General features: G+C 70.7%; 22 protein-coding genes. 9 read left to right on the top strand and 13 right to left on the bottom strand.

Annotated elements, in window-relative coordinates; translation table 11 throughout:
• Window positions 1-57 precede the first annotated feature (57 nt).
• A complete protein-coding gene (locus ADL29_RS05230; RefSeq protein WP_053922553.1) occupies window positions 58-912 on the top strand; it encodes an NAD(P)H-binding protein in 855 nt (284 codons plus the stop codon).
• On the opposite strand, the gene ADL29_RS05225 is transcribed toward ADL29_RS05230, so the two are convergent.
• Window positions 891-1,439: a DUF3995 domain-containing protein gene (locus ADL29_RS05225; protein ID WP_078970754.1), complete on the bottom strand. Its 549-nt coding sequence runs from the start codon at window positions 1,437-1,439 to the stop codon at window positions 891-893. The two genes, ADL29_RS05230 and ADL29_RS05225, sit on opposite strands and share 22 nt — an antisense overlap.
• A 176-nt stretch (window positions 1,440-1,615) precedes the next feature.
• On the opposite strand from ADL29_RS05225, the gene ADL29_RS05220 reads away from it, so the two are divergent.
• Together ADL29_RS05220 and ADL29_RS05215 are read left to right on the top strand one after the other, a co-directional pair.
• Window positions 1,616-2,560, top strand: a complete 945-nt coding sequence (locus tag ADL29_RS05220) for an aminoglycoside phosphotransferase family protein (protein ID WP_245689144.1) — start codon at window positions 1,616-1,618, stop codon at window positions 2,558-2,560.
• 133 nt (window positions 2,561-2,693) lie between these two features.
• Entirely contained in the window at window positions 2,694-3,494 is an 801-nt protein-coding gene (locus ADL29_RS05215; RefSeq protein WP_053922551.1) for a hypothetical protein, read from the top strand.
• Between the two features lie 98 nt (window positions 3,495-3,592).
• Here the strand turns inward: ADL29_RS05215 and ADL29_RS05210 are convergent, their stop codons facing one another.
• Complete coding sequence (locus ADL29_RS05210) at window positions 3,593-5,401, bottom strand: bifunctional metallophosphatase/5'-nucleotidase (protein ID WP_078970752.1); 1,809 nt, start codon at window positions 5,399-5,401, stop codon at window positions 3,593-3,595.
• Window positions 5,402-5,551: 150 nt separating this feature from the next.
• Here ADL29_RS05210 and ADL29_RS05205 point away from each other — a divergent pair, with 150 nt between their 5' ends.
• A complete protein-coding gene (locus ADL29_RS05205) occupies window positions 5,552-6,529 on the top strand; it encodes an erythromycin esterase family protein (RefSeq protein WP_063788392.1) in 978 nt (325 codons plus the stop codon).
• 13 nt (window positions 6,530-6,542) lie between these two features.
• Complete coding sequence (gene mshD / locus ADL29_RS05200; protein WP_425424204.1) at window positions 6,543-7,460, top strand: mycothiol synthase; 918 nt, start codon at window positions 6,543-6,545, stop codon at window positions 7,458-7,460.
• A 180-nt stretch (window positions 7,461-7,640) separates the two neighbouring features.
• Here mshD and ADL29_RS43345 read toward each other — a convergent pair whose 3' ends face one another.
• Together ADL29_RS43345 and ADL29_RS05195 are read right to left on the bottom strand one after the other, a co-directional pair.
• Window positions 7,641-7,811, bottom strand: coding sequence for a hypothetical protein (locus ADL29_RS43345; protein ID WP_157878395.1), 171 nt, complete (start codon window positions 7,809-7,811; stop codon window positions 7,641-7,643).
• A 189-nt stretch (window positions 7,812-8,000) separates the two neighbouring features.
• Window positions 8,001-8,321, bottom strand: coding sequence for a hypothetical protein (locus ADL29_RS05195; RefSeq protein WP_053922548.1), 321 nt, complete (start codon window positions 8,319-8,321; stop codon window positions 8,001-8,003).
• Between the two features lie 217 nt (window positions 8,322-8,538).
• Between ADL29_RS05195 and ADL29_RS05190 the strand changes: the two genes are divergently transcribed.
• Window positions 8,539-9,879: an NsdA family TPR-like regulatory protein gene (locus tag ADL29_RS05190; RefSeq protein ID WP_053922547.1), complete on the top strand. Its 1,341-nt coding sequence runs from the start codon at window positions 8,539-8,541 to the stop codon at window positions 9,877-9,879.
• Between the two features lie 90 nt (window positions 9,880-9,969).
• Here ADL29_RS05190 and ADL29_RS05185 read toward each other — a convergent pair whose 3' ends face one another.
• The 6 genes from ADL29_RS05185 to ADL29_RS43340 all read right to left on the bottom strand — a co-directional run bounded on the left by ADL29_RS05185 (window position 9,970) and on the right by ADL29_RS43340 (window position 14,923).
• Window positions 9,970-10,476 carry a carboxymuconolactone decarboxylase family protein gene (locus tag ADL29_RS05185; protein ID WP_053922546.1) on the bottom strand — a complete coding sequence of 169 codons (507 nt, stop codon included), beginning with the start codon at window positions 10,474-10,476 and terminating at the stop codon, window positions 9,970-9,972.
• A gap of 78 nt (window positions 10,477-10,554) precedes the next feature.
• Window positions 10,555-11,172, bottom strand: a complete 618-nt coding sequence (locus ADL29_RS05180) for a GNAT family N-acetyltransferase (protein ID WP_053922545.1) — start codon at window positions 11,170-11,172, stop codon at window positions 10,555-10,557.
• A 42-nt stretch (window positions 11,173-11,214) separates the two neighbouring features.
• Window positions 11,215-11,460, bottom strand: coding sequence for a hypothetical protein (locus ADL29_RS05175; protein ID WP_157878394.1), 246 nt, complete (start codon window positions 11,458-11,460; stop codon window positions 11,215-11,217).
• 144 nt (window positions 11,461-11,604) lie between these two features.
• On the bottom strand, window positions 11,605-12,573 hold the full coding sequence (locus ADL29_RS05170; RefSeq protein ID WP_053922543.1) for a helix-turn-helix domain-containing protein: 969 nt from the start codon (window positions 12,571-12,573) through the stop codon (window positions 11,605-11,607).
• Window positions 12,574-12,741: 168 nt separating this feature from the next.
• Window positions 12,742-14,664 carry an ABC transporter ATP-binding protein gene (locus ADL29_RS05165; protein WP_078970750.1) on the bottom strand — a complete coding sequence of 641 codons (1,923 nt, stop codon included), beginning with the start codon at window positions 14,662-14,664 and terminating at the stop codon, window positions 12,742-12,744.
• Between the two features lie 97 nt (window positions 14,665-14,761).
• Complete coding sequence (locus tag ADL29_RS43340; RefSeq protein WP_157878393.1) at window positions 14,762-14,923, bottom strand: hypothetical protein; 162 nt, start codon at window positions 14,921-14,923, stop codon at window positions 14,762-14,764.
• Between the two features lie 496 nt (window positions 14,924-15,419).
• On the opposite strand from ADL29_RS43340, the gene ADL29_RS05160 reads away from it, so the two are divergent.
• Genes ADL29_RS05160 through ADL29_RS05150 form a run of 3 tightly spaced genes read left to right on the top strand, consistent with a single transcriptional unit; the run spans window position 15,420 to window position 19,372 of the window.
• Window positions 15,420-17,717 carry an RNA degradosome polyphosphate kinase gene (locus ADL29_RS05160; RefSeq protein WP_053922542.1) on the top strand — a complete coding sequence of 766 codons (2,298 nt, stop codon included), beginning with the start codon at window positions 15,420-15,422 and terminating at the stop codon, window positions 17,715-17,717.
• Complete coding sequence (locus ADL29_RS05155; protein WP_053922541.1) at window positions 17,680-18,951, top strand: CHAD domain-containing protein; 1,272 nt, start codon at window positions 17,680-17,682, stop codon at window positions 18,949-18,951. Before ADL29_RS05160 ends, ADL29_RS05155 begins: the two co-directional genes overlap by 38 nt.
• Complete coding sequence (locus ADL29_RS05150) at window positions 18,944-19,372, top strand: NUDIX hydrolase (RefSeq protein ID WP_053922540.1); 429 nt, start codon at window positions 18,944-18,946, stop codon at window positions 19,370-19,372. The genes ADL29_RS05155 and ADL29_RS05150 overlap by 8 nt, the downstream gene beginning before the upstream one ends.
• A 58-nt stretch (window positions 19,373-19,430) precedes the next feature.
• Here ADL29_RS05150 and ADL29_RS05145 read toward each other — a convergent pair whose 3' ends face one another.
• The 3 genes from ADL29_RS05145 to ADL29_RS05135 all read right to left on the bottom strand — a co-directional run bounded on the left by ADL29_RS05145 (window position 19,431) and on the right by ADL29_RS05135 (window position 22,254).
• Window positions 19,431-20,231 (bottom strand): alpha/beta fold hydrolase, encoded by an 801-nt coding sequence (locus tag ADL29_RS05145; protein WP_053922539.1) that lies wholly within the window; start codon window positions 20,229-20,231, stop codon window positions 19,431-19,433.
• Between the two features lie 60 nt (window positions 20,232-20,291).
• Window positions 20,292-21,473: a serine hydrolase domain-containing protein gene (locus ADL29_RS05140; RefSeq protein WP_053922538.1), complete on the bottom strand. Its 1,182-nt coding sequence runs from the start codon at window positions 21,471-21,473 to the stop codon at window positions 20,292-20,294.
• A gap of 172 nt (window positions 21,474-21,645) precedes the next feature.
• The gene (locus ADL29_RS05135) at window positions 21,646-22,254 is read right to left on the bottom strand and encodes a TetR/AcrR family transcriptional regulator (protein WP_053922537.1); all 609 of its coding nucleotides are present in this window, start codon (window positions 22,252-22,254) and stop codon (window positions 21,646-21,648) included.
• Between the last annotated feature and the right edge of the window lie 16 nt (window positions 22,255-22,270).

The following is a 22,270-nucleotide window of genomic DNA, read 5'->3' as shown; positions in this document are numbered from 1 at the left end:
AGTGACGCCGTCCAGGCGTTGCGCTGACGACCACCGCTTGGCGACAAAGGGGTTTCCATGATCGTCGTAACCGGAGCAACCGGCAACATCGGCCGCCGACTTGTCGGCCGGCTGCTCGAGGACGGCGTGGCCGTCCGTGCGCTGACTCGCGACCCGGCCCGCGCCGGACTGCCGCCCGAGGCCGAGACGGTCCGCGCGGACCTCACCGACGCGGCGGGCCTCGAACCGCTGCTGGCCGGCGCCGACGCCCTGTTCCTCAATCTCGCCGCGGGCGGCCAGGAGGCGGCCGGCGCGGTGCTGGACGCCGCGGTGAAGGCCGGCGTCCGCCGTGTCGTCCTCAACTCCTCGATAGCGGTGACCGGTACGCCCGCCGACGAGACGAACTTCATCGCCCGGATGCACGCGGCCCTGGAGCGCGCGGTGCGCGACTCCGGCCTGGAGTGGACCTTTGTCCGCGGTGGCGACTACGCCACGAATGCGCTCGCCTGGTCCGCGTCGATCCGCGAGTCCGGTGTGGTCCGCGATGCGCACCCGGGTGCCCAGGGCGTCCCCGTCCATGAGGCCGACCTCGCGGAGGTCGCCGCCGTCGCGCTGCTCGACCGCAGCGGCGCGCATCAGGGCCAGATCTATACCGTCACCGGTCCGGAGGTGCTGACCGTCGCCCAGCGGGTCGCCGCGATCGGCGGGGCCGTGGGGCGCGAGACCCGGGTCGAGCAGATCACCGAGGAGGCGGCGGCCGAGGCGATGTCCGGGCCGCACTTCCCCAAGGAGGCCGCGCTGGAGCTGGTCCGGATGTTCGGCGGGACGGTCGGCACCGCGCCGGCCGTCTCGGACGCCGTCGAGCGGGTCACCGGCCGCCCGGCCCGGACGTTCGCCGAGTGGGCCCGGGATCACGCAGCCGACTTCTCCTGACCGGGGTGACGGCGCTGCCGCCCGTGCAGCACGACGAGCGGCAGCAGCACCACCGCCCCCACGAAGAAGTACGTATTGATCGCCATCGACGTCCAGAATTCCCCGGACGCGCGATCGACCGGCTCGTGCGCCAGCCCCAGCAGGCCGTACGGGGTGAGCCCGGTGGCCGTCGTGATGTTCTCGACGAGTCCCGGCACTCCCCGTACGACCAGGAGCACCGCCCCGCACCACAGCGGCAGCCGCACCAGCCACACCGGGAGGCGCCCGCCCCATGGCCGTACCGTCGCCAGGGCGAGCGCGGCGCCGACCGCGGACATGACGGCGACCAGCCCGTCGTACGCGAGGAACACCCAGGCCGGAGCGCCCTTGCCGTCCCCCATGGACGACCGGTAGTCGACCCCCATCCCCACATGCCAGACGAAGGACGCCGTCAGCCAGCCGAAGGCGGCGTACGCCCAGAATTCCGTGCGCCGTCGGAGCGGTGGCCGGCCGATGCGCACCGCGGTGGCACTTCTCGCAGGAGTCATGCCTGCACGCTACGAACTCGGGCGGGCCCTGGGCGTCGTCCCACCGGCGGCATCGCCTCCACCGTGCGGCGGAGGGCCATGTCCCCCTGGCACTCGGCCGCTTGGGGCCGTACCGCCCCTGACGGCCGCCCGAAAACCCTTTGATGCGCCCGCCCCTCCCGCCCTACCGTCCGCGCATGCTGCCTCTGCTGCCTAGCGTGGACACGGACGACGAGTGGGACGCGGTGGTCCCCGACGAAACGGTGATGCGGCCGGGCGCCGCCGCCCTCTGCGACCGGCTCGGACTGCGGAATGCCACCCTGACCCGCTATCCCGCCGGCTCCCAGCCGGTCTATTCCGTGGGCGACCGCTACGTCCTCAAACTCTTCCCGGCCGCGAGCGCCGCCGACGGCCTCGCCGAGGCCCGGGTCCTCGCCCATCTCCAGGGCCGCCTCCCCGTCCCCACCCCGTACGTCCACGACGCCGGCGAGTGCGGGAACGGCTGGCGCTACGTCCTGATGTCCCGGCTGCGCGGCAGCGACCTGGCCGTCACCTGGCCCCGTATCCCCCGCGCCGAGCAGGACCGTATCGCCACCGAGGCCGGCGAGACGCTCGCCGCACTGCACGCCCTGGACCCGGCCCCGCTCGCCGATGTCCTGGGTCCCGGCGACTGGAACGCCTTCCTCGACACCCAGCGCGCCTCGGCCGTGGACCGCCAGCGCGACCGCGGCCTGCCCGAGCCCTGGCTGGAGCAGATCCCCGGTTTCCTCAACTCCGTACCCCTGCCCGCCGACGGGGCCGGGGGGACCGGGGTGCTGCTCCACACCGAGTTCATGCGCGAGCACCTGCTCATCGACGCTTCGGACGACTGGCGGCTGACCGGCCTCCTCGACTTCGAACCCGCCATGATCGGCCACCGCGCCTACGACTTCGTCGCCGTCGGCCTCTTCGTCTCCCGCGGCGACCCCCGCCTCCTGGCCCGCGTCCTGCGCGCATACGGCCACAGCTTCGACGCCCGCGAACTCCTCGCCCACACCCTGCTGCATGTCTACGCCGACCTCCCCTGGTACCTGCGGGAGCTGCCCGCCCCGCCGCAGCCGACGCTGGAGGCGCTGGCGGAGCGATGGTTCGGCGCGGGTTGAGGCCGTTTGCGGAGAGTATGTGCCGGGTTTCCCGGGAGGCGGCGGGGGGCCGGTGCCCAACGCCACCATGGGGGCCACAGGTCTTGTGGATACGCTGGGCGGTCCACTGTCACGGAATTGGGGAACAGCCGCTATGGCAATGCGCAAGAGCACGATGAAGGAACAGGTCTCGGCGGCGATAGCCCAGCAGAATCCTGGGGACCAGGCGCTGGCGACGTTCGTGTCGATCACGGGTCCCACCCCGTGGCTGATGGCGGCGCTGGGCTTCGTCGGACAGATGCTGGTCAAGTACTACTTCGTCACCGTCACCAACCAGGCGATCGTGCTGCACCGGATGCACCGGCTCAACCAGCGCCCGCAGGAGATCACCCATGTGATCCCGCGTGACCAGGCTCAGGGCGCCTTCACCGACGTGAACCTGAACCCGCTGTGGAGCTCGGTCAAGCTGGCCCTCCCGGGCGAGGCGGCGCCGGTCCGGCTGAACGTCCACCGGCTCTGGCGCACCGAGCTGGAGCAGGTGCTGGCCACGGTCGGCGGTGCGCCGCAGCAGTTCCCGGGGCAGCCCGGTATGGCGCCGGGGCAGCAGCCGATGGGCGCGCCGCAGCAGGCCGTTCCGCAGCAGGGGTACGCGCCCCAGCAGCCGCCGCAGGGCGCCCCGCAGCCCGGCTACCCGCAGCAGGCCCCGCAGCCGGGCTACCAGCAGGCCGCCCCGCAGCAGCAGCCCGGCTACCAGCAGGCCCCGCCGCAGCAGCCGCAGGGCGCGCCGCAGGCCCAGCCCGGCTACCAGCCGCAGGACCCCCGCCAGGCCCCGCAGCCGGGTTACCCGCAGCCCGGACAGCCCCAGCCCGGCCAGCCCGGCTACGGCTACCCCCAGGCCCCCGGCCAGCCGCAGCAGCCCGGCTACCCGCAGCAGGGGAACCCGTACGGCGGCTGAGCGCCCCGCCACGCAACGACACGCCCCCTGTACGGCCGCACGGGCCGGACAGGGGGCGTCGTCATTGCCCGGACTCGGACGGCGAGCAGACCTGCGGCCTACTTCACGATCGTGATCCGGTCCGCCTTCGGCGGGTCCAGCGGGCCGGATGCCGAGGAGTGGGCGGTGAGGTAGGCGGTGAGGGCGTCCAGGTCGGACGCGCCGACGTACTTGTTCTTGCCCTCCTTGAGGACGGGGAAGCCGTCGCCGCCACCCGCCAGGAACTCGTTCATCGCGACGCGGTAGGTCTTGGCCGGGTCGATGGCGGCGCCGTTCAGCTTGACCGAGTCCTTGACGATGCGGTCGGCGCCGGATTTCGTCATGTCCAGGGTGTAGGTCAGACCCTTGGAGACCTGGAGGATCTTGGGGTCGGCCGCGTTCGGGCCGCTGACCTGCTGCTGGAGGGCGGTCAGGAGCTGGGCGCCGGTCAGGTCGATGACGTTCATCATGTTGGTGAACGGCTGGACGGTGAAGGCCTCGCCGTAGGTGACGACCCCGTCGCCCTCCCCGCCGGACGCCTTGTAGGCGAGGTCGGAGCGGATGCCGCCGGGGTTCATCAGCGCGAGCTCGGCGCCGCCCTTGTCGGCGGCCTTGGTGGCCTCGAGCTGGGCGTCGGTAATGACGTCGCCGAGGGGCGATTCGGGGGCGTTGGCGCCGCGGCCGGCGATATCGGCGGAGATATGGCCGACGGGGCGGTTGGCGACCGGCGCGGCGAGCTTGTTCCAGCGGGCGATCAGGGAGGTCATGTCCGCGGCCTTGGGCTGTTCGCGGTTCACGACGTGGTTGGCCGTGCCCGGCGCCTTGACGCTGGTCCGCACGATGTCGTGGGTGCGCCGGTCGTAGGTGAGGGTGGTATCCGTGTAGAGCTTGCCGAAGGAGGCCGCGGACGTCACCGTGCGGGGCCTGCCCGACGGGTCCGGGATGGTGCAGGTGTAGGCCTGGTGGGTGTGGCCCGTCACCAGGGCGTCGACCTTCGGGGTGAGGTGCTTGGCGATATCGGTGATCGGACCGGAGATGCCGTCGCCCGGCCCCGGGCTGTCGCAGTTGTAGTTGTACGAGGTGGACGCGGGCAGCCCGCCTTCGTGGATCAGCGCGACGATCGCCTTGACGCCCTGCTTGTTCAGCACCTTGGCGTACTTGTTGATCGTCTCGACCTCGTCGTGGAACTTCAGGCCCTTGACGCCGTCGGCGCTGACGACGTCCGGAGTGCCTTCGAGCGTCACCCCGATGAAGCCGATCTTCACGCCCTTGCGCTGCCAGACGGAGTACGGCTTGAGCAGCGGCTTCCCGGTCTTCTCGTCCGTGACATTGGCCGTGAGGTAGGGGAAGTCGGCGCCCCGGAACTTCTTCCCGTCCTCATAACAGCCGTCCTTCGGATGACAGCCACCCTTCTGAAGCCGGGTCAGCTCCTTCCTGCCCTCGTCGAATTCATGGTTGCCGACGGAGGTGACGTCCAGGCCCAGCTTGTTCATGGCCTCGACGGTCGGCTCGTCGTGGAAGAGCCCGGAGAGCAGCGGGCTGGCGCCGACCAGGTCGCCGGCCGCGGCGGTGATGGAGTACGGGTGACCCTTGCGCGCCGTGCGCAGCGACTGGGCGAGGTACTCCACACCACCGGCCGGGATCTTCTTCTTGCTGCCGTCCGGCTGTATCTCCTCGACCGTGCCGGAAGAGCCCTGCGGCGGCTCGAGGTTGCCGTGGAAGTCGTTGAAGGAGAGGAGCTGTACGTCGACCGTCCGGTCGGTCCGCGGCGGCGCGCTCTCGGCCCCGGCGGGCAGGGCCGTCGCGGTGACCCCGACGGCGGCGGCCAGTACGGCGGCCCCGGCCGTCAAGCGTCTTGCCAGTCGGCGCGGTTGAGGTGTGGATGGCATGGGTTCCCCTCCTGGGTGGTCTGAGCGGAGGGCAGCCTACGGTCGACGCGCGTAGCGCAACAGGGGGGGAGGGGGTTACGGGCGGTCGAATCCCTTGACCACAACCCTTCCTTGACCTCAACCACGGTTGATGGATGAGTCTGCGGTGTCATGACCAAGACGGAGATTCACCAATGGATCGCGCGATGCGCGCATCCCCTCAACACCACGGACCCCGGCGCCCCGCCGACCGATCTGCTGCCCCTGCTCGACGCCGTACGCGATGCCGAGGTCGTGGCCGTCGGGTCCGCGACACGCCAGGCCCACGAGCTGGCCGCCCTCTCGCACCGGATTCTGCGGTTGCTGGTCGAGCATCTGGGGTTCCGCGCGGTGGTGCTGGAGGGCGACGACCCCGAGCGGCTCGGGCTGGGCGCGTACGTGCGTACCGGCGAGGGCGATCCACGCGACCTGCTGGCCGACGCGCGGCCCTTCCTGCGGCTGGAGGAGGTCGCCGACGCCGTGCGATGGCTCCGCACATACAACAGCGCACACCCCGACGACCCGGTGCGCTTCGTGGCGGCGTCACCGTATCCGCCGCAGAACCGCACCGCGCTGGAGCGCGCCATGGCGCAGGACGTGACCCGCTGGCACGAGCGAACCGGGGACAAGATCGTGTACTGGGGCGGCCTCGGACACACCGTCAGCGGCAGCGCCCGGACGACCTATCCCACGACGCCGCCCGCCGCTCACCGGAACGTGGGCAGCCATCTGCGGGAACACTTCGGGGACGGCTATGCCTCCGTCGCCCTGACCTTCCACCACGGCAATGCCCCCTACCCCGTCCCCGCCCCGCCGTCCGGGTTCGCCGACACGGTCCTGGCGGGCGCCGGCCCCGACGCCTACCTGCTGGATCTGCGCGCGGACGCCCCGGAGTCCGTACGGCGCTGGCTCGCCGCCCCGGCCCGCACACGGCTGATCGGTCCTGCCTACGACCCGGCCGACAACGCCGCCTACTGCCTCTCCGGCGGGTCGCTCGCCGAATGGTTCGACATCGTCCTCCACTTCCGGGAGATCACCCCGGTGCGTTTCCTCACGCCCCAGCACCCGGCCCCCGCCCCCGGGGGAGTCGTACGCTTCAGGCATGACTGACGCTGCACAGGAGATGGGCCGGCCCGGCCGCAAAGTCCAGGTGGTCGAGGAGCTGACCCCGGATGCGGCCGCGGCCGTACTGGAGCTGATCGAACAGGCCGCGCGGACGGACGGGCAGCCGGCGGTGTCCGAACAGGGGCGGCTGCAGCTGCGCGGCGGACAGCGCGCGGGGGTCCGGCATGTGCTCGTCCATGCGCTGGTGGAGGACGAGGAGAAGCTGGTCGGTTACGGGCAGCTGGAGGACACCGACCCGGTGGAGGCGCCGGCCGCCGAGCTGGTCGTGCACCCGGGCCACCGCGGCCGCGGCCACGGCCGGGCGCTGGGCACCGAGCTGCTGGCCCAGTCCGGCCGCCGGCTGCGGGTCTGGGCACATGGCGGCCACCCCGCCGCCCGCCACCTCGCCCAGACCCTCGGCCTGACGATGTTCCGCGAGCTCCGCCAGATGCGCCGCTCGCTGGCCGACCTGGCACTGCCGGAGCCGACGCTCCCGGAGGGCGTCTCCCTGCGCACCTTCCAGCCCGGCACCGACGACGTGGCCTGGCTGGAGGCCAACGCCGCCGCCTTCGCCCACCACCCCGAACAGGGCTCCCTCACCCAGCTCGACCTCGACGCCCGCAAGGCCGAGCCGTGGTTCGACCCCAAGGGCTTCTTCCTCGCCGAGAAGGAAGGCCGGCTGGTCGGCTTCCACTGGACCAAGGTGCACGCCGAGGAGGGCCTCGGCGAGGTCTACGTCCTCGGCGTCCGCCCGGGCGCCCAGGGCGGCGGACTGGGCAAGGCCCTCACCGCGATCGGCCTGCGCCACCTGGCGGCCCAGGGCCTGCCGACGGCGATGCTGTACGTGGACGCGGACAATGTGGCGGCGGTGAGCGTGTACGAGCGGCTGGGGTTCCTCACGCATGAGACGGATCTGATGTACCGGTCGGAGACCTGAGGGCCACCCACTGGTGTGCGCGTGCGGACGACCCCGGCTCCCGCGGGAGAGCCGGGGTCGTCGCGTTCGGCGCATGGCGGCCCCGCCCGGTCCACTGGCGCGGCGGTGTGCCGTTCGGTTGCCCGTGTTCCTTGGGCGTCATTCCCTGGGCGTCATTCCTTGAGCGTCATTCCTTGAGCGTCATTCCTCGGGCGTCGTCATGTTCCCGAGAAGGTCCCACAGAGCGAGGTTGCTCTGCGTTTGGAGGACTTCGCTCAGTTGCTCCTTCAGCAGCGTGCATCCGGGGCAGTCATGATGGTCGGCGTCGGCGAGGAAGGAATGCAGCGCGGTGAGCGGATCCTGATACGACACGTGCTCACCGTGCCTTCCGGTGGGAATGGCGGCGCATCTCGACGTTGCAGTCGCTCGCCTTCGACTTGTCCCCTGTGGCATACGCCCTCGCGCGCTGCTCGTCCAGCGCCCCGCACACGTCGCACCCGGCGACCGGCCGGGGATCCGACGCGGGTTCCCCCAGGTGAACGGGGTGACAGGGGCGGTCCATCAGCCCGCCACCTCCACACCGTGAATCCAGCGCGGCCCGGCGTCGTACCCGTGCACGGCCAGCCACAGAGCCCGTCGCCGACCGCGTTGGGCCCGTCGTTCCTGCCGTTCCTCCGGGGTGAGGACGTACGGACGGATCAGGTACGAGTCCTCGCCCCGCAGCAGCTCAGACGGCCGGACGGGCGGGCGGGAAGACACCGGTGTTGCCGCCGTGCCCTCGCGCTGCGCAACGGGCAGTGCGCCGGCCGATCGGTGGCGGCCCCGCCCCGGAAACATCAGCTGCAGCAGCAGGATTAAGAGCCGAGCTGTAGCGTGAGTCATGTCGTCAACTCCTTGTTAGTTGATGGCCACGCCCCCGGACGCATGCAGCGCGTCGCGGGGGTCCTCTCGTCGTCTCGCCGACCTCGCAGCGGCTCTCACGAGAGGAGGACCTGCCCTCGCTCTAGGCAACCGCTCCGCTACCGCCGGCGGTACCGTTGCGGCAGCAGCGGCTTTTAAAAGCTTTAAGCGCTCGTGCACACCGGGGAGTTGAGAGCTAGTGGGCACTCGGGAACCGAACCGGCACCTTGAACGCCTCTACCGGGAGACCGGCTGGACGCTGCGACAGTTCGTCCAGGCCGTGAACCGCGTCGGCGCCGAACAAGGAACTCCACTCAAGTACCGCGAGCCGTCGGCCCACCAGTGGCGTCAGGGTCACCTGCCCAAGGAGACGGTCAGACCGCTGATCTTGGAGGCGCTGGCGCGGCAGCTGGGACGTCCGGTCACGCACGCCGAGGCCGGGTTCCCGACGTCCGCCAAGAGCGTGGGCACCGCTCCGAGTACGGTCGAAGGGCTGATTGATCTCGGCCGGGGGGACATGGACCCCTCACGCCGTAGCGTCCTCGGTATAAGCCTCTTCTCCGTTGCGCTGACCGTGCCCGATTGGCCGGACGTGGTGGGGAAATTGGAAGCCGTCCAGACCGGCCGGACTCAGCGCATCGGCATGTCCGAGGTGGACACGGTCATCGCCATGACCGAGCGCCTCTCGGAAATTGACGATCAGTTCGGCGGACGTCATGCCCGCCCCATGGCTGCGGCATTTCTCGTGAACACGGTGGCCCCGTACCTACGGGCTGATGCACAAGAAACGGTGCGCAGAGCAATGATGTCCGCAGCCTCCGACCTGTGCTATCTGACCGGTTACATGGCGGTGGACGAAGGGGTGCAGGGCCTGGGGCAGAAATATTACCTGAAGGCATTGGAACTGGCAGGGGCTTCTGAGGATCACCTCACCTATTGCACGACACTTCGCGGCATGAGTGTGCAGGCAGTTGATCTCGGGCACAGCCGAGAGGCCTTGCGACTGGCCGACGCTGCTGCCGCCGCCTCTCCGCAAGCGGGTCCGCGTATGCGCGCCTTCCTTGCAGGTCAGCAGGCACACGCCGCGGCACAAACGGGAGACCGCCGCAAAGCGCTGTCGTATCTCAAAGAGGCCGAAATCTCCATGGAAAAGGCGGAGGCGCGAACGAAAGCCTTCGGGTCCTACGATCCCTCAGCCCTGCATTACCACGTCAGTCACGTGCGTCACGAACTGGGAGATGTGCCTGGAGCCGTTGAGGCCATGCGGGAATCGGACAGGTTGTGTTACGACATTTACCGTCGGTCCCGGGTGAAGGAAAGGGCCACACTCGCCGAATTCCAACTTGAGGTCGGACACCTGGAAGCGGCTTGTGCGACATGGCAGGAGGCACTGGAGGAGTATCCCCTGCTGCAGAGCGGAAGGGTGGATCGGCGCATGCAAACAATGTTCAAGCTCGTCCACCCGCACCTCAAGAATCACGCCGCACGGGAACTCTACGAGCGTGCCCGGCTCGTCACTCCGTCCTCGCTCTGGGTCTAGAAAGCCATCCACGGCGCGGGCCTCTACGGCCGCCGGTCGACGGCAGCCGTAGAGCCTTACATCGACCGGCGAGGCCTTACCGAGGCGGTCTCAGTTCCACGGATCCGTGAACGCCCGGCCGGGAACCGGCTTGGCGATGAGGGCCACGGCGATGAAGAAGTTGACCTGCCCGATCGCGAGCATCAGCGTGGCAAGCGCCTTGGGGTCGTAGTGCTCGGCCGCCTCGGCGTACAGCTCGTCGGAAACCCGCTCGCCGTGGGCGGACGGCTGGAGCACGGCCTCCACCAGCGCCAGTGCCGCACGTTCGGCGGGGGTGAAGTACGGCGCGTCCTGCCAGGACGCCACCGCGGTGATGCGTTCTTCCGACTCCCCGGCCTTCCGCAGGAACCCCGTGTGCAGAACGGTCAGGTAGGTGTTGTTGACGATCTGGCCGGCCCGTAGCTGGAGCAGGCTGATCGTGGTCCGCGGTACCGAGCGGTTGCCGGTGGCCTTGAACAGTGCCGCGGACACCTCCGCCAGCTCGGGAACGAGCTCCTGAGGGTCCTGGGCCATCCGCGGACCCGCCGGGACCTCTGCAGTGATCGAACGTGCTGCCATTGCCGTCTCCTTCGGGCTTTACGTTGCTGTCACTGCCCTGACGGATGGCGGCGGAGAAGTGTGACCGTACAAGGGCGATCAATTTTCCCCGGGGGCCGTCAACCGGCGCCACTCGCTCGCGAGCATCGCGTAGATGACCTCGTCGGTCCATTCACCGTCGAGGAATTCGTTCTCCCGGAGATGGCCCTCGCGGCGCATGCCCAGCCGTTCCAGCAGGCGGGCCGAGGCCGCGTTCCGGCCGTCCAACTCGGCCTGGATGCGGTGCAGGTGGAGGTCGTCGAAACCCAGCTTCAGCAGGGCGCGGCTCGCCTCGGTGGCATAGCCGTGGCCACCGTGGCCGGGGTGGAAGACATAGCCGATGCGGCCCTGGCGGTGCTCGGCGCGTGTCAGGACGAAGGTGACGTCGCCGACCAGTTGGCCGGTCTCCTGGACGATGACGGCCAGGTTCAGGATGTCGCCGCTCTCGCGCAGGGTGGTGCGGGTCGCCTTGGTGGCGAGGTCGGCGCGGAGCTCGTCCTCCTCATAAGGGCCCGTGTAGAGATAGCGGCAGACCTCGGGGAGGCTTCGGTAGGCGTACATCGCGTCGAAGTCGGCGGCGCGGACCGGGCGCAGTTCCAGGCGCTCGGTACGTATCGGGTAGGCGGGGGTGTACGGGAGCGGCGGGGTGTGTGGGGTGGAGGTGTCGGGTGTGGGCATACGGCCCAGAGTAGGCAGGGGAGTTGAGGGGGCGCAGCCGACTTAAAGGCCTACTCTTCCGGCGGTGTGCGCGGTGTGCGCGGTGGGTCCGTGGCCGTGCAGCCAGGCCTCGAAGGTGTAGCCGTCTCCCTGTATGTCCTCGACGTGCACGGCGCGGTCCCCGGGGTGCCACATCACCCTGCCGAGCCGGTCCTGCGGCTGTGGGGCAGCCGTCACGGATCCCGCGAGGCCGAGCAGCACGGTGGCGGCGAGCCCCGACATCAGGGTCGTCCGTAAGTTGCCCTTCATTGACGCCGGTTCTCCCCACGTGCGGTGACGTGACAGGGCCCGCCGATGCGCTCTCCCGTTGCGCATCGGCGGGCTTCCTCCAGGATGCCGGAACGCGGCGGTCGGGTCATGAGCACTGAGTGCACACCTGCCTTGGCAATGCGTTCACTCGTGGCCGTGGAGCGCCCGGTGCCGGTGGTCGGTGGGGGTGGTGCCGTAGACGGTGCGGTAGGCGCGGCTGAAGTCGGTTGCGCGGGGGAAGCCCCAGCGGGTGGCGATGGCGTGGACGGGGGTGGCGTGGAGCACCGGGTCGGTGAGGTCGCGGCGGGCGGCCTCCAGGCGCAGGCGGCGGATCCACGCGGCGACCGTGGCGTCTTCGTCCCGGAAGAGGCGGTGCAGATAGCTGGTGGAGATGTGGTGCGCGGCGGCGATCGTGGCCGGGGTGAGGTGCGGGTCGTGCAGGTGCTCCCGGATGAATGCCTTGATCTGCAGGGTGAGGGTGCGTTGGTGGGTTTCCGAGGGGAGGGAGTCGTCGGTTTCGAGTATGTGGGCGAAGAGCGCGGCGACCAGATCGGTCAGGACCATGCCCAGCCGGGGCCTGTCGGAGGGCTGGTACGGGGTCGTGTCCGCGGTCAGTTGGGTGAGGAATTGCGCCAGGAGTGCCCCCATCCCTTCATGCGCCGTCACCGGCGCCCCGACGATCCGGCTGGCCACGTCATAAGGCAGCGGCAGCAGAGACTTGGGAACCTCCACCGCCAACGTCGTGACCCCGGTGCTGTGGATCTCGCTCGGCAGCGAGGTGGAGGTGATGAACAGGTCGTGTGCCTTGTACTGGGTCTCCCGGTGCTTCCACACGCCTGCCCCGGTCCCGCGTACGCCGAACGACAGACTGTACGTCTCGGGATCGGACTGCCGGATCAGCTTCGGCGTGCGCCGGAACATCTGCGGCTGGAACGTGGCGGACCAGACGGTGACGGCACCGAGGTCCAGCACGCGCTGGGTGGCCCGGAAGTCGTCGGCGCACTCGCTGTGCAGCTCCATGGGCGCATGGGTACGGCGCAGAAGCGCGGCCCAGTAGTCGAAGCGGTCCGGCGGGGGCACGTCCTCACTCCGGAACACCATCTCGTCCAACAACCGCTCCACTCCTCGTCTACTCGGGCTCCGGTGAGTGCGCCTTCCATTCTCTGACGGGGTGATACCGCTCCGGAAGTGATTCCCCGAGTGCTGTGAGTGCTGCGACTACTGCCGGCACTGCGAACGACTGCCGACACCGTCCGCCAGGGGCACGGCGGCGGGATGTTCTCATGAGCGGGTCGCCGGGCAGGGCGCGTCCGCGTGGCCGTTCAAGCGGGCGTACGTACCGCCACGGGCGAGCAGTTCCGCATGGCGGCCGGATTCCGTCAGCCGGCCCTCTTCGAGGACGAGGATGCGGTCGGCGTCCGGGGCCAGATGCAGATCGTGGGTGATCAGGAGGGTGGTGCGGCCCGACATCAGACGGCGCAGCGGGCCGATGACCCGGCGGGCGGAGAGCGCGTCGAGGCCGGCGGTCGGCTCGTCCAGGACGAGTACCGGGGCGTTGCGCAGGAGCGCGCGGGCGATGGCGATGCGCTGGAGCTGGCCGCCGGACAACTGGGCGGTGCCGGGGGAGATATGGGTGTCGTAGCCGTGGGGGAGGGCGGCGATGAAGTCGTGGGCGGCGGCGTCGCGGGCGGCCCGTACGAGCGCGTCGTCGGTGGCGCCGGGGCGGCCGCAGGCGATGTTCTCCCGGATGGTGCCGTGCAGGATCAGGGTCTGCTGCGGCAGCAGGGTGATGTGGTCGCGCAGGAATGCCAGAGGGAGCGCGTCGAGGCGGGTGCCGTCGAGGCGGACATGGCCGGCGGTCGGGTCGTAGAAGCGGGGCAGGAGCCTGGACACCGTCGATTTGCCGGCTCCGCTGGGGCCGGTGACGAGGACCAGTTCCCCCGGCCGGGCGGTGAAGGAGAGGTCGCGGAGGGCGTACGGGGCGCTTTCCTCCCGGCCCGCTTCCGCCGGGCCCGCGCCGGGATAGCGGAACCAGACATGCGCGAAGTCGATGACGCCGCCGACCCTTTCGGGCACCCGGGGCCGGGGAGGGTCGGTGACGGCGGGCCGGGCGGCGAGGATCTCCAGCAGCCGCTCGGCGCCCGCGGTGGCCGCGGTGACGGTCAGCCCGAGCTGGCCCAGTGAGCGGACCGGCGGATAGAGGTAGCCGAGGAAGGCGGCGAAGGCCAGCAGCTGCCCGAGCGTCATCCGGCCCCGGGAGATCTCCCAGGCGCCGAGCCCGATGACGGCCAGCACACACACCGTCTCGATGATCTCGACGAGCTGCGTGTACATCTCGCTCAGCCGGGCGCCGCGCACCGACGCGCGCATCCAGGCGCGGGCCTCCGTGTGCAGCCGCTGCTCCTCGGCCCGCCGCCGGTTGTACGCCTGGGTCAGTACGACGTTGCCCAGCGACTCCTCGACGACCGAGGTGATCGCCCCGTCGGCGACCCGCTCCTGCCGCGCCGCGGCCTTGATCCGCGCGGCGAACTGCCGGGCGGCCAGCCAGAACAGCGGCGCCAGGACAAAGGCCGCCAGGGCCAGGTCCCAGCGCAGGACGAGCGCGGCGGTGAAGAAGAAGGCCGTGCTGAAGACCGCCGACACGGTGTGGACCACCCCGGAGACGACCATCTGCTCGATGGCCTCGACGTCCCCGGTGAGGCGGGCGACCAGATCGCCCTGCCGGTGCCGCTGGAAGAAGTGCGGCGGCAGGTCCTGGACATGCCCGAAGACCCGGGCCCGCAGCCGCATGACGAACCGCTCCGCCACCCATACGGCCGTGGAGTTGCCCAGGTAGCCGACGGCGGCCCCGAAGGCCGCCACGCCCAGCCACTTCGCGGCCGGGCCCCAGAACGCGCCGAGCGACCCTTTCTGCAGGGCATGGTCGGTCAATTCACCGAACAGGAGAATGGCGCCGGTCTCCGCGAGGGCGGCGACCACGACACAGACGCAGATCAGCACCAGCCGGCGCCGGTCGCCCTTGGTCAGCGGCCAGAAACGGCGGAACGCCTGGCGGGCGGATGCGCCTTTTGATATTCCGGTGGGCGGGGTGAGGTATTTGTTTTCTTTTCCCTCGGTGAATTCGGATGCTTCGGGTGCGGGGAATTCCGGCAGAGGGCGGACGGTCCGCAGTCGTACCGTCGCCTGGTCGTCGTGCGCAGCCATCCGCTGCCTCTCCTCGCCTCTCCTGGCCTGTGGGTACGGAAGCGGGCGGCGGGCCCCGGCCCCACACCGGGGCCCGCCTCCGGAAGTTGAGCGGGCGTCAGCCGCCGATCGCCCGGCGGGCGGGACGCGAGACGATGACGCCGCCCCTGCCCGGCGCCGGGCGCGTGGTGACGTGGCCGCAGTGCTGGGCGGGAACGCCCCGACGGGCGGGCACGGCCGGGACGGCGGGAAGGGCGGGGATGATCTTGCGGAAGCTCATGGATTTCTCCGTCTTTCGATGTGTCGATCGATGTGTCGATCGATGAATTAATGGGTGAATTGATGGGTGAGACTCCGCCCTCTCGGTGGCGGCGGATAAAACGTTACGGCAGAAACGCGAGCGGCTGGCATCATTTCCCGTGATGTCTTGCTTAATTAAACGTGAGGGCATTTCTCATACGTAACGGGGGATTTTATGCCGGGCTTATGTGTACCGTGTCGCGGTCCCCGTGGCCGGCCGGGCCGGACCCGGCCGCGCAGCCCGGCGCCCCGGCCCCGGCCCGACCCCCGGGGGTGGCCCCCCGCTTGCCTGTCCGCCATATCCGCGTTACCGGCGATTCAATATCGCTTGCGAGCATCGCTGAATGCAGCCCGCTGTGCCGAACGCACCGAACCGGAGGCTCCGCGTCGCGCCGGCTCCCGGTTCCGGCGACCCCGGCTCCGACGAGCCGGGTTCCGACGAGCCTGGAATCCCCGAAGCGCGGAAGAATGGGACCATGAACCAGCAGTCGCGCGCTCAGGTCCAGGCCCAGCCCGAGACGCAGTCCCCGACGCCGTCGCAGGCCCCGTCCGAGGCCACGGGGCCCACGGTCCAGCCCTCGGTGGGCTCCATCGCCGCACACCGCCCCAATGCGGTCCGCGGCGCGCTCCCCGAGCTGGAGCCCGAGATGGACGCCGACCTGGACGGGTACGAGGAGACGGGTGTGCCCGGCGCCGATGGCCAGGAGCTGCCCAAGGGCCGGTTCCTGGACCGCGAGCGCAGCTGGCTGGCGTTCAACGAACGGGTCCTGGAGCTGGCCGAGGACCCGGCGACCCCGCTCCTCGAACGGGCGAACTTCCTGGCGATCTTCGCCAGCAACCTGGACGAGTTCTTCATGGTCCGGGTGGCCGGTCTCAAGCGACGGATAGCCACCGGAGTGGCCACCCGTTCCGCGTCCGGCCTCCAGCCCCGCGAGGTGCTGGACCTGATCTGGACCCGCTCGCGCGAACTCATGGCCCGGCATGCCGCCTGCTTCCAGCAGGACATCGCCTCCGAGCTCGCCGAGCAGGGCATCCATCTCATCCGCTGGCCGGAGCTGACCGAGAAGGAGCAGGCCCGCCTGTTCACCCTCTTCCGCCAGCAGATCTTCCCCGTGCTCACCCCGCTGGCGGTGGACCCGGCGCACCCGTTCCCGTACATCTCGGGTCTCTCCCTGAACCTCGCCGTCGTCGTACGCAACCCGGTCAGCGGCCATGACCACTTCGCGCGGGTCAAGGTGCCGCCGCTGCTCTCCCGCTTCCTGGAGGCCTCCCCGCAGCGCTACGTCCCCATCGAGGACGTCATCGCCGCCCACCTGGAGGAGCTGTTCCCGGGGATGGAGGTGCGCGCGCACCACATGTTCCGGGTGACCCGTAACGAAGACCTCGAGGTCGAGGAGGACGATGCGGAGAATCTGCTCCAGGCGCTGGAGAAGGAGCTCATGCGGCGCCGCTTCGGGCCCCCGGTCCGGCTCGAGGTCGAGGAATCCATCGACCCGGGCGTCCTCGATCTCCTCGTCCAGGAGCTGAAGGTCTCCGACGCCGAGGTCTACCCCCTGCCGGGCCCGCTCGACCTCACCGGCCTCTTCGGCATCGGCGCCCTGGACCGTCCCGAACTCAAGTACCCGAAGTTCGTGGCCGGCACCCACCGCGACCTGGCGGAGGTGGAATCGGCGACCGCCCCCGACATCTTCGCGGCCCTCCGCGCCCGCGATGTCCTCCTGCACCACCCGTACGACTCCTTCTCCACCTCCGTACAGGCCTTCCTGGAGCAGGCCGCCGCCGACCCCAACGTCCTCGCCATCAAGCAGACGCTCTACCGGACCTCCGGCGAGGACTCCCCGATCGTCGACGCCCTGATAGACGCCGCGGAATCCGGCAAGCAGGTGCTGGTCCTCGTCGAGATCAAGGCCCGCTTCGACGAACAGGCCAACATCAAGTGGGCGCGCAAGCTGGAGGAGTCCGGCTGCCATGTCGTCTACGGCCTGGTGGGCCTCAAGACGCACTGCAAGCTCTCGCTCGTCGTCCGGCAGGAAGGCGAGATGCTGCGCCGCTACTCGCACGTCGGGACCGGCAACTACCACCCCAAGACCGCCCGGCTCTACGAGGACCTCGGCCTGCTCACCGCAGACCCGCAGGTGGGCGCCGACCTCTCCGACCTCTTCAACCGGCTGTCGGGCTACTCGCGGCGCGAGACCTACCGCCGTCTCCTGGTGGCGCCCAAGTCCCTCCGGGACGGCCTGATCCAGCGCATCACCAAGGAGATCGCGCACCAGCGGGCGGGCCGCCCCGCCTATGTCCGTATCAAGGTCAACTCCATGGTCGACGAGGCCGTCATCGACGCCCTCTACCGCGCCTCCCAGGCAGGCGTACCGGTCGACATCTGGGTCCGCGGCATCTGCGCGCTGCGCCCGGGGGTCCCGGGCCTGAGCGAGAACATCCGCGTCCGCAGCATCCTCGGCCGCTTCCTGGAGCACTCGCGGATCTTCGCCTTCGGCAACGGCGGTGAGCCCGAGGTGTGGCTGGGCAGCGCGGACATGATGCACCGCAACCTCGACCGGCGCATCGAGGCGCTGGTGCGGGTGACCGACCCGGCGCACCGCGCGTCCCTCAACAGGCTCCTGGAAACCGGGAGTTCGGACTCCACCTCCTCCTGGCACCTGGGCCCGGACGGCGAGTGGACCCGGCAGGCGGTGGACGCGGACGGCGCGCCGCTGCGCAACGTACAGGAAATGCTCATTGACGCCCGGAGGCGCCGGCGTGGCCCAGCGACATGACCAGCCGGCCGGGGGGCCGTCCGGTCTCCTCGGTATCGGATACGAGCCCGGCGGGGCACCCGGAGCCCGTGCCGCGGTGGTGGACGGGCCGGAGCGGGGCCGGGGGGACAGCAGGGACCAGCGCGGCCAGGGGGATCTGTGGGATCTGTGCGGCCCGTACGGTTCCGGTGACATGGGGGAGTTGGGGGACATGGGGGGCTCGGCCGGTACGGCCGCTTCGGGGGCCGCGGCGGCTTCGGGCGTGACGGGGGTGACGGGGGACTCCGGGGGCCCGGGGCCCGGCGCCCGTACGGCCGGGGAGGTGCTGGCCGACTACCTCCACCACCAGTCCACGGACTTCCTGCGCGGCCTGCGACTGCACCGCGAGAGCGGCTCGGACGCCGAGGGCGCGGGCGAGGCGGCCTGGCACCTGCGGGCCGCCGCCCGCCGCATCAGCGCCACCCTCCACACCTTCCGCCCGCTGACCGACGAGACCTGGGCCGACCAACTCCTTTCCGAACTGGGCTGGTTGTCCGGCACCCTGGCCCGCGAACACGCCTGCGCCGCCCGCCGCGACCGCCTGATGGCGGCCCTGCAACGCCTCACCAGCCCCGCCCCCGACTCCGAAGAGGGGGAGAGCGCCCTGTCGGCCGGGGCCGCGCGGGCCGGGGCACTGCTCGACCGGCAGCTCACCCTCGCCCGCACCCGCGCCCACTCCGCCGCACTGCAGGCGCTGGGCTCCTCCCGCTTCCACGCCGTCGCCGACTCCGTCGCGGTCCTCGCCTCCGAGGCCCCGCCGACCCGCGCGGCCGCCGAGGTACCGGCCGCCGAGGCGTTGCCCCACCTCGCCGAACAGGCCCACCGCCGCCTCACCGAGGCGGTCACCGCCCTCCCGCTCTCCCGCGCCGGCCACCCGTACAACGCCGATGCGCTGGCCCCCGACCCCCGCCAGGACTCGCCCTGGCACCAGGTGCGGATGCTGGTCCGGCTGAGCCGCTACGCCCAGGAAGTGATCGCCCCGGGCCACCCGGACCCCCGCCTGACCGACGCCGGCCATGCCCTGGAACGCCACCGCGACGCCGCAGAGGCCGCCGCCGCCGCTTCCGCCGCCGCCCGTACGCCCCGCATCGCCCCGGCCACCGCCTACGCCCTGGGCGTCCTGCACGCCGACCAGCGCCATGAGGTGGAGGCGGCCCGCTACGCCTTCGGCCGGGCGTGGCTGCCGCGGGCCAGGGGAGGCGGCACACATGGCTGAGCAGTCGGTCATCCGGGCGGCGGGGTGTGTGCTGTGGCGGCGGGCGCCTTCCGGTGACGGCCTGGAGATCGCCCTCGTACACCGCCCCAAGTACGACGATTGGTCGCATCCCAAGGGCAAGCTGAAGCGCACCGAGGACGCCCTGTCCGGCGCGATCCGCGAGGTGTCCGAGGAAACCGGCCTGACCTGTGCCCTCGGCTCCGAACTCCCCACCGTCCGCTACGTGGTCGGCACCCGCCCCAAGGAAGTCCGCTACTGGGCGGCCGAGGCCACCGGCGGCACGTTCGTACCCAACAGAGAGGTGGACCGTCTCCTGTGGGCCACCCCGGAGGCCGCCCGCCGCCACCTCACCCAGGAGCGGGACAAGGAACTGGTTGCCGCGCTTCTCAGTGCCCTTCATGTGACCGGCCAGGGGATGTGACGGTGGCTCAGGAATGCCCGGCTCGGGCGCGAGGCTCCGCTGCCGCACCCGGCCCGGCTCAGTCCGCGAAGGCCCCGCGCAGCGCCGCGGCGAAGCCCGCCGCGTGCGAGAGGAAACCCACGTGCCCGCCCGGGAACTCCACGATCCCGGTGCCGACCCGCTCCGCCAGGGCCTGCGTCGTACGGTGCAGGAGCGTCGTGGGCCCCTCGCCGCCGACCACCAGGGCGAAACGCGCCGCGCGCAGCGCCTCGACGTCCGGCCGGAAGCGGACGAACGTGCGCAGCTCGTACGCCAGGCACGTCTCCAGGTTGGCGCGGAGGCGGGCCAGCATCTCCCGCACAGGCGCAGGAAGGCTCCCGGCCGGTTCCGGCGGCCCGTCCACGCCGATCGCGTCGCTGAACCTCCGCATCGCGGGGTCGGCGCCCTCGCGCTCGTACAGCTCGTACACCTCCTGGAACAGGGCGTGCCAGCGGTCCGCATCGGGCAGCAGATCGATCACGAACGGCTCGTGCGCCACCAGCGCCCTCACCTGGCCGGGGTGCCGGGCCAGGACGTCCATGCCGATCATGCCGCCGTAACTGGTGCCGAAGACGTACGCCGGTGCCTCGGCGGCGACCGCGCTCAGCAGCAGGTGGGCGTCGTGGGCGTGCTCCTCGATCCACTGCGGCGCGGGCGGTCCGGTGAGGCGGCTGCGGGAGTTGCCCCGCAGGTCGTAGGTGATGACGGTGTGGCCCTCCGCCAGCAGACCGGCCAGCGGCCCGAACATGGCCGCGTCACCGTCACCACCGTTGATGAGCAGGAGAGGCGGGCCCGATCCGCGCACCTCGTAGTAGATCTCGGCGCCGGGAACGGCCAACATGCCTGTCTTCATAGGACCTTAGAGTGCACCGGTACCCCAGGGCCTGTCCGCGGATCCCGACTACTTGAAGGCGGCAAGGACGAGGCGGTTGCCTATGGCGTTGGCGGTGCGGCCGTCGGACGAGGCGGTGCCCACCGCGTAGGCGCCGTGGTGGTTCAGGTCGGGGGAGGCGAAGACCGCGCTCTTGTAGCCGAGATCGCTGCCGGTCTTGCCCCAGAGGACCGAGCCGTCGGGCAGCGGGAGGGACGTCAGGCCGGCACCGTGGCAGGCGAGTCCCTTGTCGGGCCCGGTGTTGCAGTTGGACCCGTCGGCGTAGGGGAGCAGTTTGCCGTCGGCGCCGCGCGGCAGGGTGCGCAGCTCGGCGGCCTGGGCGGGGCGCAGCAGCCGGCCGTTGAACAGGCCGGTGATGAAACGGTCGAGGTCGGCGGTGGTGGAGATCATGCTGGAGGGGTTGCCGCCCTGTTCGTTGACGTCGATCAGGTCCCCCTTGCCGTTCGGTATGTAGCCGGGCAGATAGGGGCGGGGCACCTGGGTGTTGCGGCCGGGCGCGGAGGTCTCCCTCATCTTCAGCGGAGCCAGGATGCGGGCGGTGATCTCGCGCTGGAGGGAGTGGCCGGTGAGGTCCTCGATCAGCTTCCCGGCGACGCGGTAGGCGAAGGAGTTGTACTCCTGCTTGGTCCCGGGGGAGAACCGCGGACCGGGCCAGGGCCGGTCCTTGGGCCGCAGCGTCTGCTGGATCACCTGGTCGAAGGTGAAGTAGTCGAAGCGGTGGTCGATCACGTCGTCCCGGGACGGTGCGGGCGCGCCCTCGAAGTCCTGGGGCAGGCCGCTGGTGTGGTTGAGGAGCTGCCGTACGGTGACGGGCGCGAAGGTGTCCGGCAGCAGCCCCGGAAGGTAGTGCTGCACCGTGCCGTCCAGGTCCACCCGGCCTTCGGCGGAGAGCTGCAGCAGCACCACCGCTTCCATGGGTTTGGCGATGCTGCCGATACGGAAGTGGGCCCGGGCCTTGACGTGCTTGCCGGTGACCAGGTCCCCGGACGCCCCGCGCCACGTCTGCCCGGACCCGTACACCTGGGCCACGGTGCCCGCGACGTCGTCGCCCGGGTGCACGGTGATCGCCTCCTGCAACGCCTGGCGGTCCAGGCCGGCGGGTGCCTGGGCCGCCTGGGCGGCGGCGATCGGCCCGCATGCCGCGGTGGCGGCCGTCAGGGCCGCCAGGACCAGGGGTGCGGAACGGCGCATGTGATCTCCCGTCAGAGAGGAACAGAAGTCGGGGACAGGGGAACTGTCCGGAACCTCTGCCGAGTCTCCTTGGGCAAGATCACCGGAACAACGGGCGCATCCCTGATTCCCGCCCTGATTCCGACCCTGATCCCGACCCTGAGGAATCCCTGAGGAACCCCTGAGGGTGAGGTCAGTTGGGCCACTCCGGGGCGGGGTCCTCGTCGAGGAGAGGCCGGATGGCGCCCAGTGCGGCGCCGATGCACACATCGCGCAGTTCGGCACGGGTGCAGGTCTCCTCCGTGAGCCAGTCCACGCACAGCACCTGGACGAACACCAGCCAGCTCTTCAGGACGCCCGACACGGCCTCCCGGGTGTCGTCGTCGGCGAGCGGGAGGACGCCGAGCAGCCGCCCGCGCAGGGCGTCGAGTTCGTCGGTGATGATCGTCTGGACCAGCCGGTCGCCGGCCAGTACGCGGTTCGCCGCCAGGACGGTGTTGCGGTTCTCCGCGAAGTACGCGATATGGGCGTCCAAGCCCTCGGTGAGCTGTTCGACCAGGGAGTCGGCGGGGTCGAACCGGGTCCTGGCGAGCAGCTGCTCGGCCACCTGCCGGTAGAGGGCGGCGAAGAGGTCGCGCTTGCCCGGGAAGTGCCGGTAGAGCAGCGCGCGCGAGACTCCGGCGCGCTCGGCGACGTCCTCCATCAGCACCTCGTCGTACGGGTGCGCGGCGAAGAGCTGCGCGGCGACGGCCAGGAGCTGGGCGCGGCGTTCGGAGGGGCTGAGTCGCTGACGCGGAGGCACGGGTGCATCGTACTTG

The sequence above is a fragment of the Streptomyces chattanoogensis genome (genome assembly GCF_001294335.1).
GTDB lineage: Bacteria > Actinomycetota > Actinomycetes > Streptomycetales > Streptomycetaceae > Streptomyces > Streptomyces chattanoogensis.
The sequence above is the reverse complement of the archived record's forward strand: the minus strand, read 5'-3'. Positions and strand labels throughout refer to the sequence as shown.

What these genes read in the sequence shown, in the direction of transcription:
- ADL29_RS05230 (WP_053922553.1), top strand. Translation starts at nt 58, where the DNA reads ATGATCGTCGTAACCGGAGCAACCGGCAACATCGGCCGCCGACTTGTC.
- ADL29_RS05225 (WP_078970754.1), bottom strand. Translation starts at nt 1,439, where the DNA reads ATGACTCCTGCGAGAAGTGCCACCGCGGTGCGCATCGGCCGGCCACCG.
- ADL29_RS05220 (WP_245689144.1), top strand. Translation starts at nt 1,616, where the DNA reads ATGCTGCCTCTGCTGCCTAGCGTGGACACGGACGACGAGTGGGACGCG.
- ADL29_RS05215 (WP_053922551.1), top strand. Translation starts at nt 2,694, where the DNA reads ATGGCAATGCGCAAGAGCACGATGAAGGAACAGGTCTCGGCGGCGATA.
- ADL29_RS05210 (WP_078970752.1), bottom strand. Translation starts at nt 5,401, where the DNA reads ATGCCATCCACACCTCAACCGCGCCGACTGGCAAGACGCTTGACGGCC.
- ADL29_RS05205 (WP_063788392.1), top strand. Translation starts at nt 5,552, where the DNA reads ATGACCAAGACGGAGATTCACCAATGGATCGCGCGATGCGCGCATCCC.
- mshD (WP_425424204.1), top strand. Translation starts at nt 6,543, where the DNA reads ATGGGCCGGCCCGGCCGCAAAGTCCAGGTGGTCGAGGAGCTGACCCCG.
- ADL29_RS05195 (WP_053922548.1), bottom strand. Translation starts at nt 8,321, where the DNA reads ATGACTCACGCTACAGCTCGGCTCTTAATCCTGCTGCTGCAGCTGATG.
- ADL29_RS05185 (WP_053922546.1), bottom strand. Translation starts at nt 10,476, where the DNA reads ATGGCAGCACGTTCGATCACTGCAGAGGTCCCGGCGGGTCCGCGGATG.
- ADL29_RS05180 (WP_053922545.1), bottom strand. Translation starts at nt 11,172, where the DNA reads ATGCCCACACCCGACACCTCCACCCCACACACCCCGCCGCTCCCGTAC.
- ADL29_RS05175 (WP_157878394.1), bottom strand. Translation starts at nt 11,460, where the DNA reads ATGAAGGGCAACTTACGGACGACCCTGATGTCGGGGCTCGCCGCCACC.
- ADL29_RS05165 (WP_078970750.1), bottom strand. Translation starts at nt 14,664, where the DNA reads ATGGCTGCGCACGACGACCAGGCGACGGTACGACTGCGGACCGTCCGC.
- ADL29_RS43340 (WP_157878393.1), bottom strand. Translation starts at nt 14,923, where the DNA reads ATGAGCTTCCGCAAGATCATCCCCGCCCTTCCCGCCGTCCCGGCCGTG.
- ADL29_RS05160 (WP_053922542.1), top strand. Translation starts at nt 15,420, where the DNA reads ATGAACCAGCAGTCGCGCGCTCAGGTCCAGGCCCAGCCCGAGACGCAG.
- ADL29_RS05150 (WP_053922540.1), top strand. Translation starts at nt 18,944, where the DNA reads ATGGCTGAGCAGTCGGTCATCCGGGCGGCGGGGTGTGTGCTGTGGCGG.
- ADL29_RS05145 (WP_053922539.1), bottom strand. Translation starts at nt 20,231, where the DNA reads ATGTTGGCCGTTCCCGGCGCCGAGATCTACTACGAGGTGCGCGGATCG.
- ADL29_RS05140 (WP_053922538.1), bottom strand. Translation starts at nt 21,473, where the DNA reads ATGCGCCGTTCCGCACCCCTGGTCCTGGCGGCCCTGACGGCCGCCACC.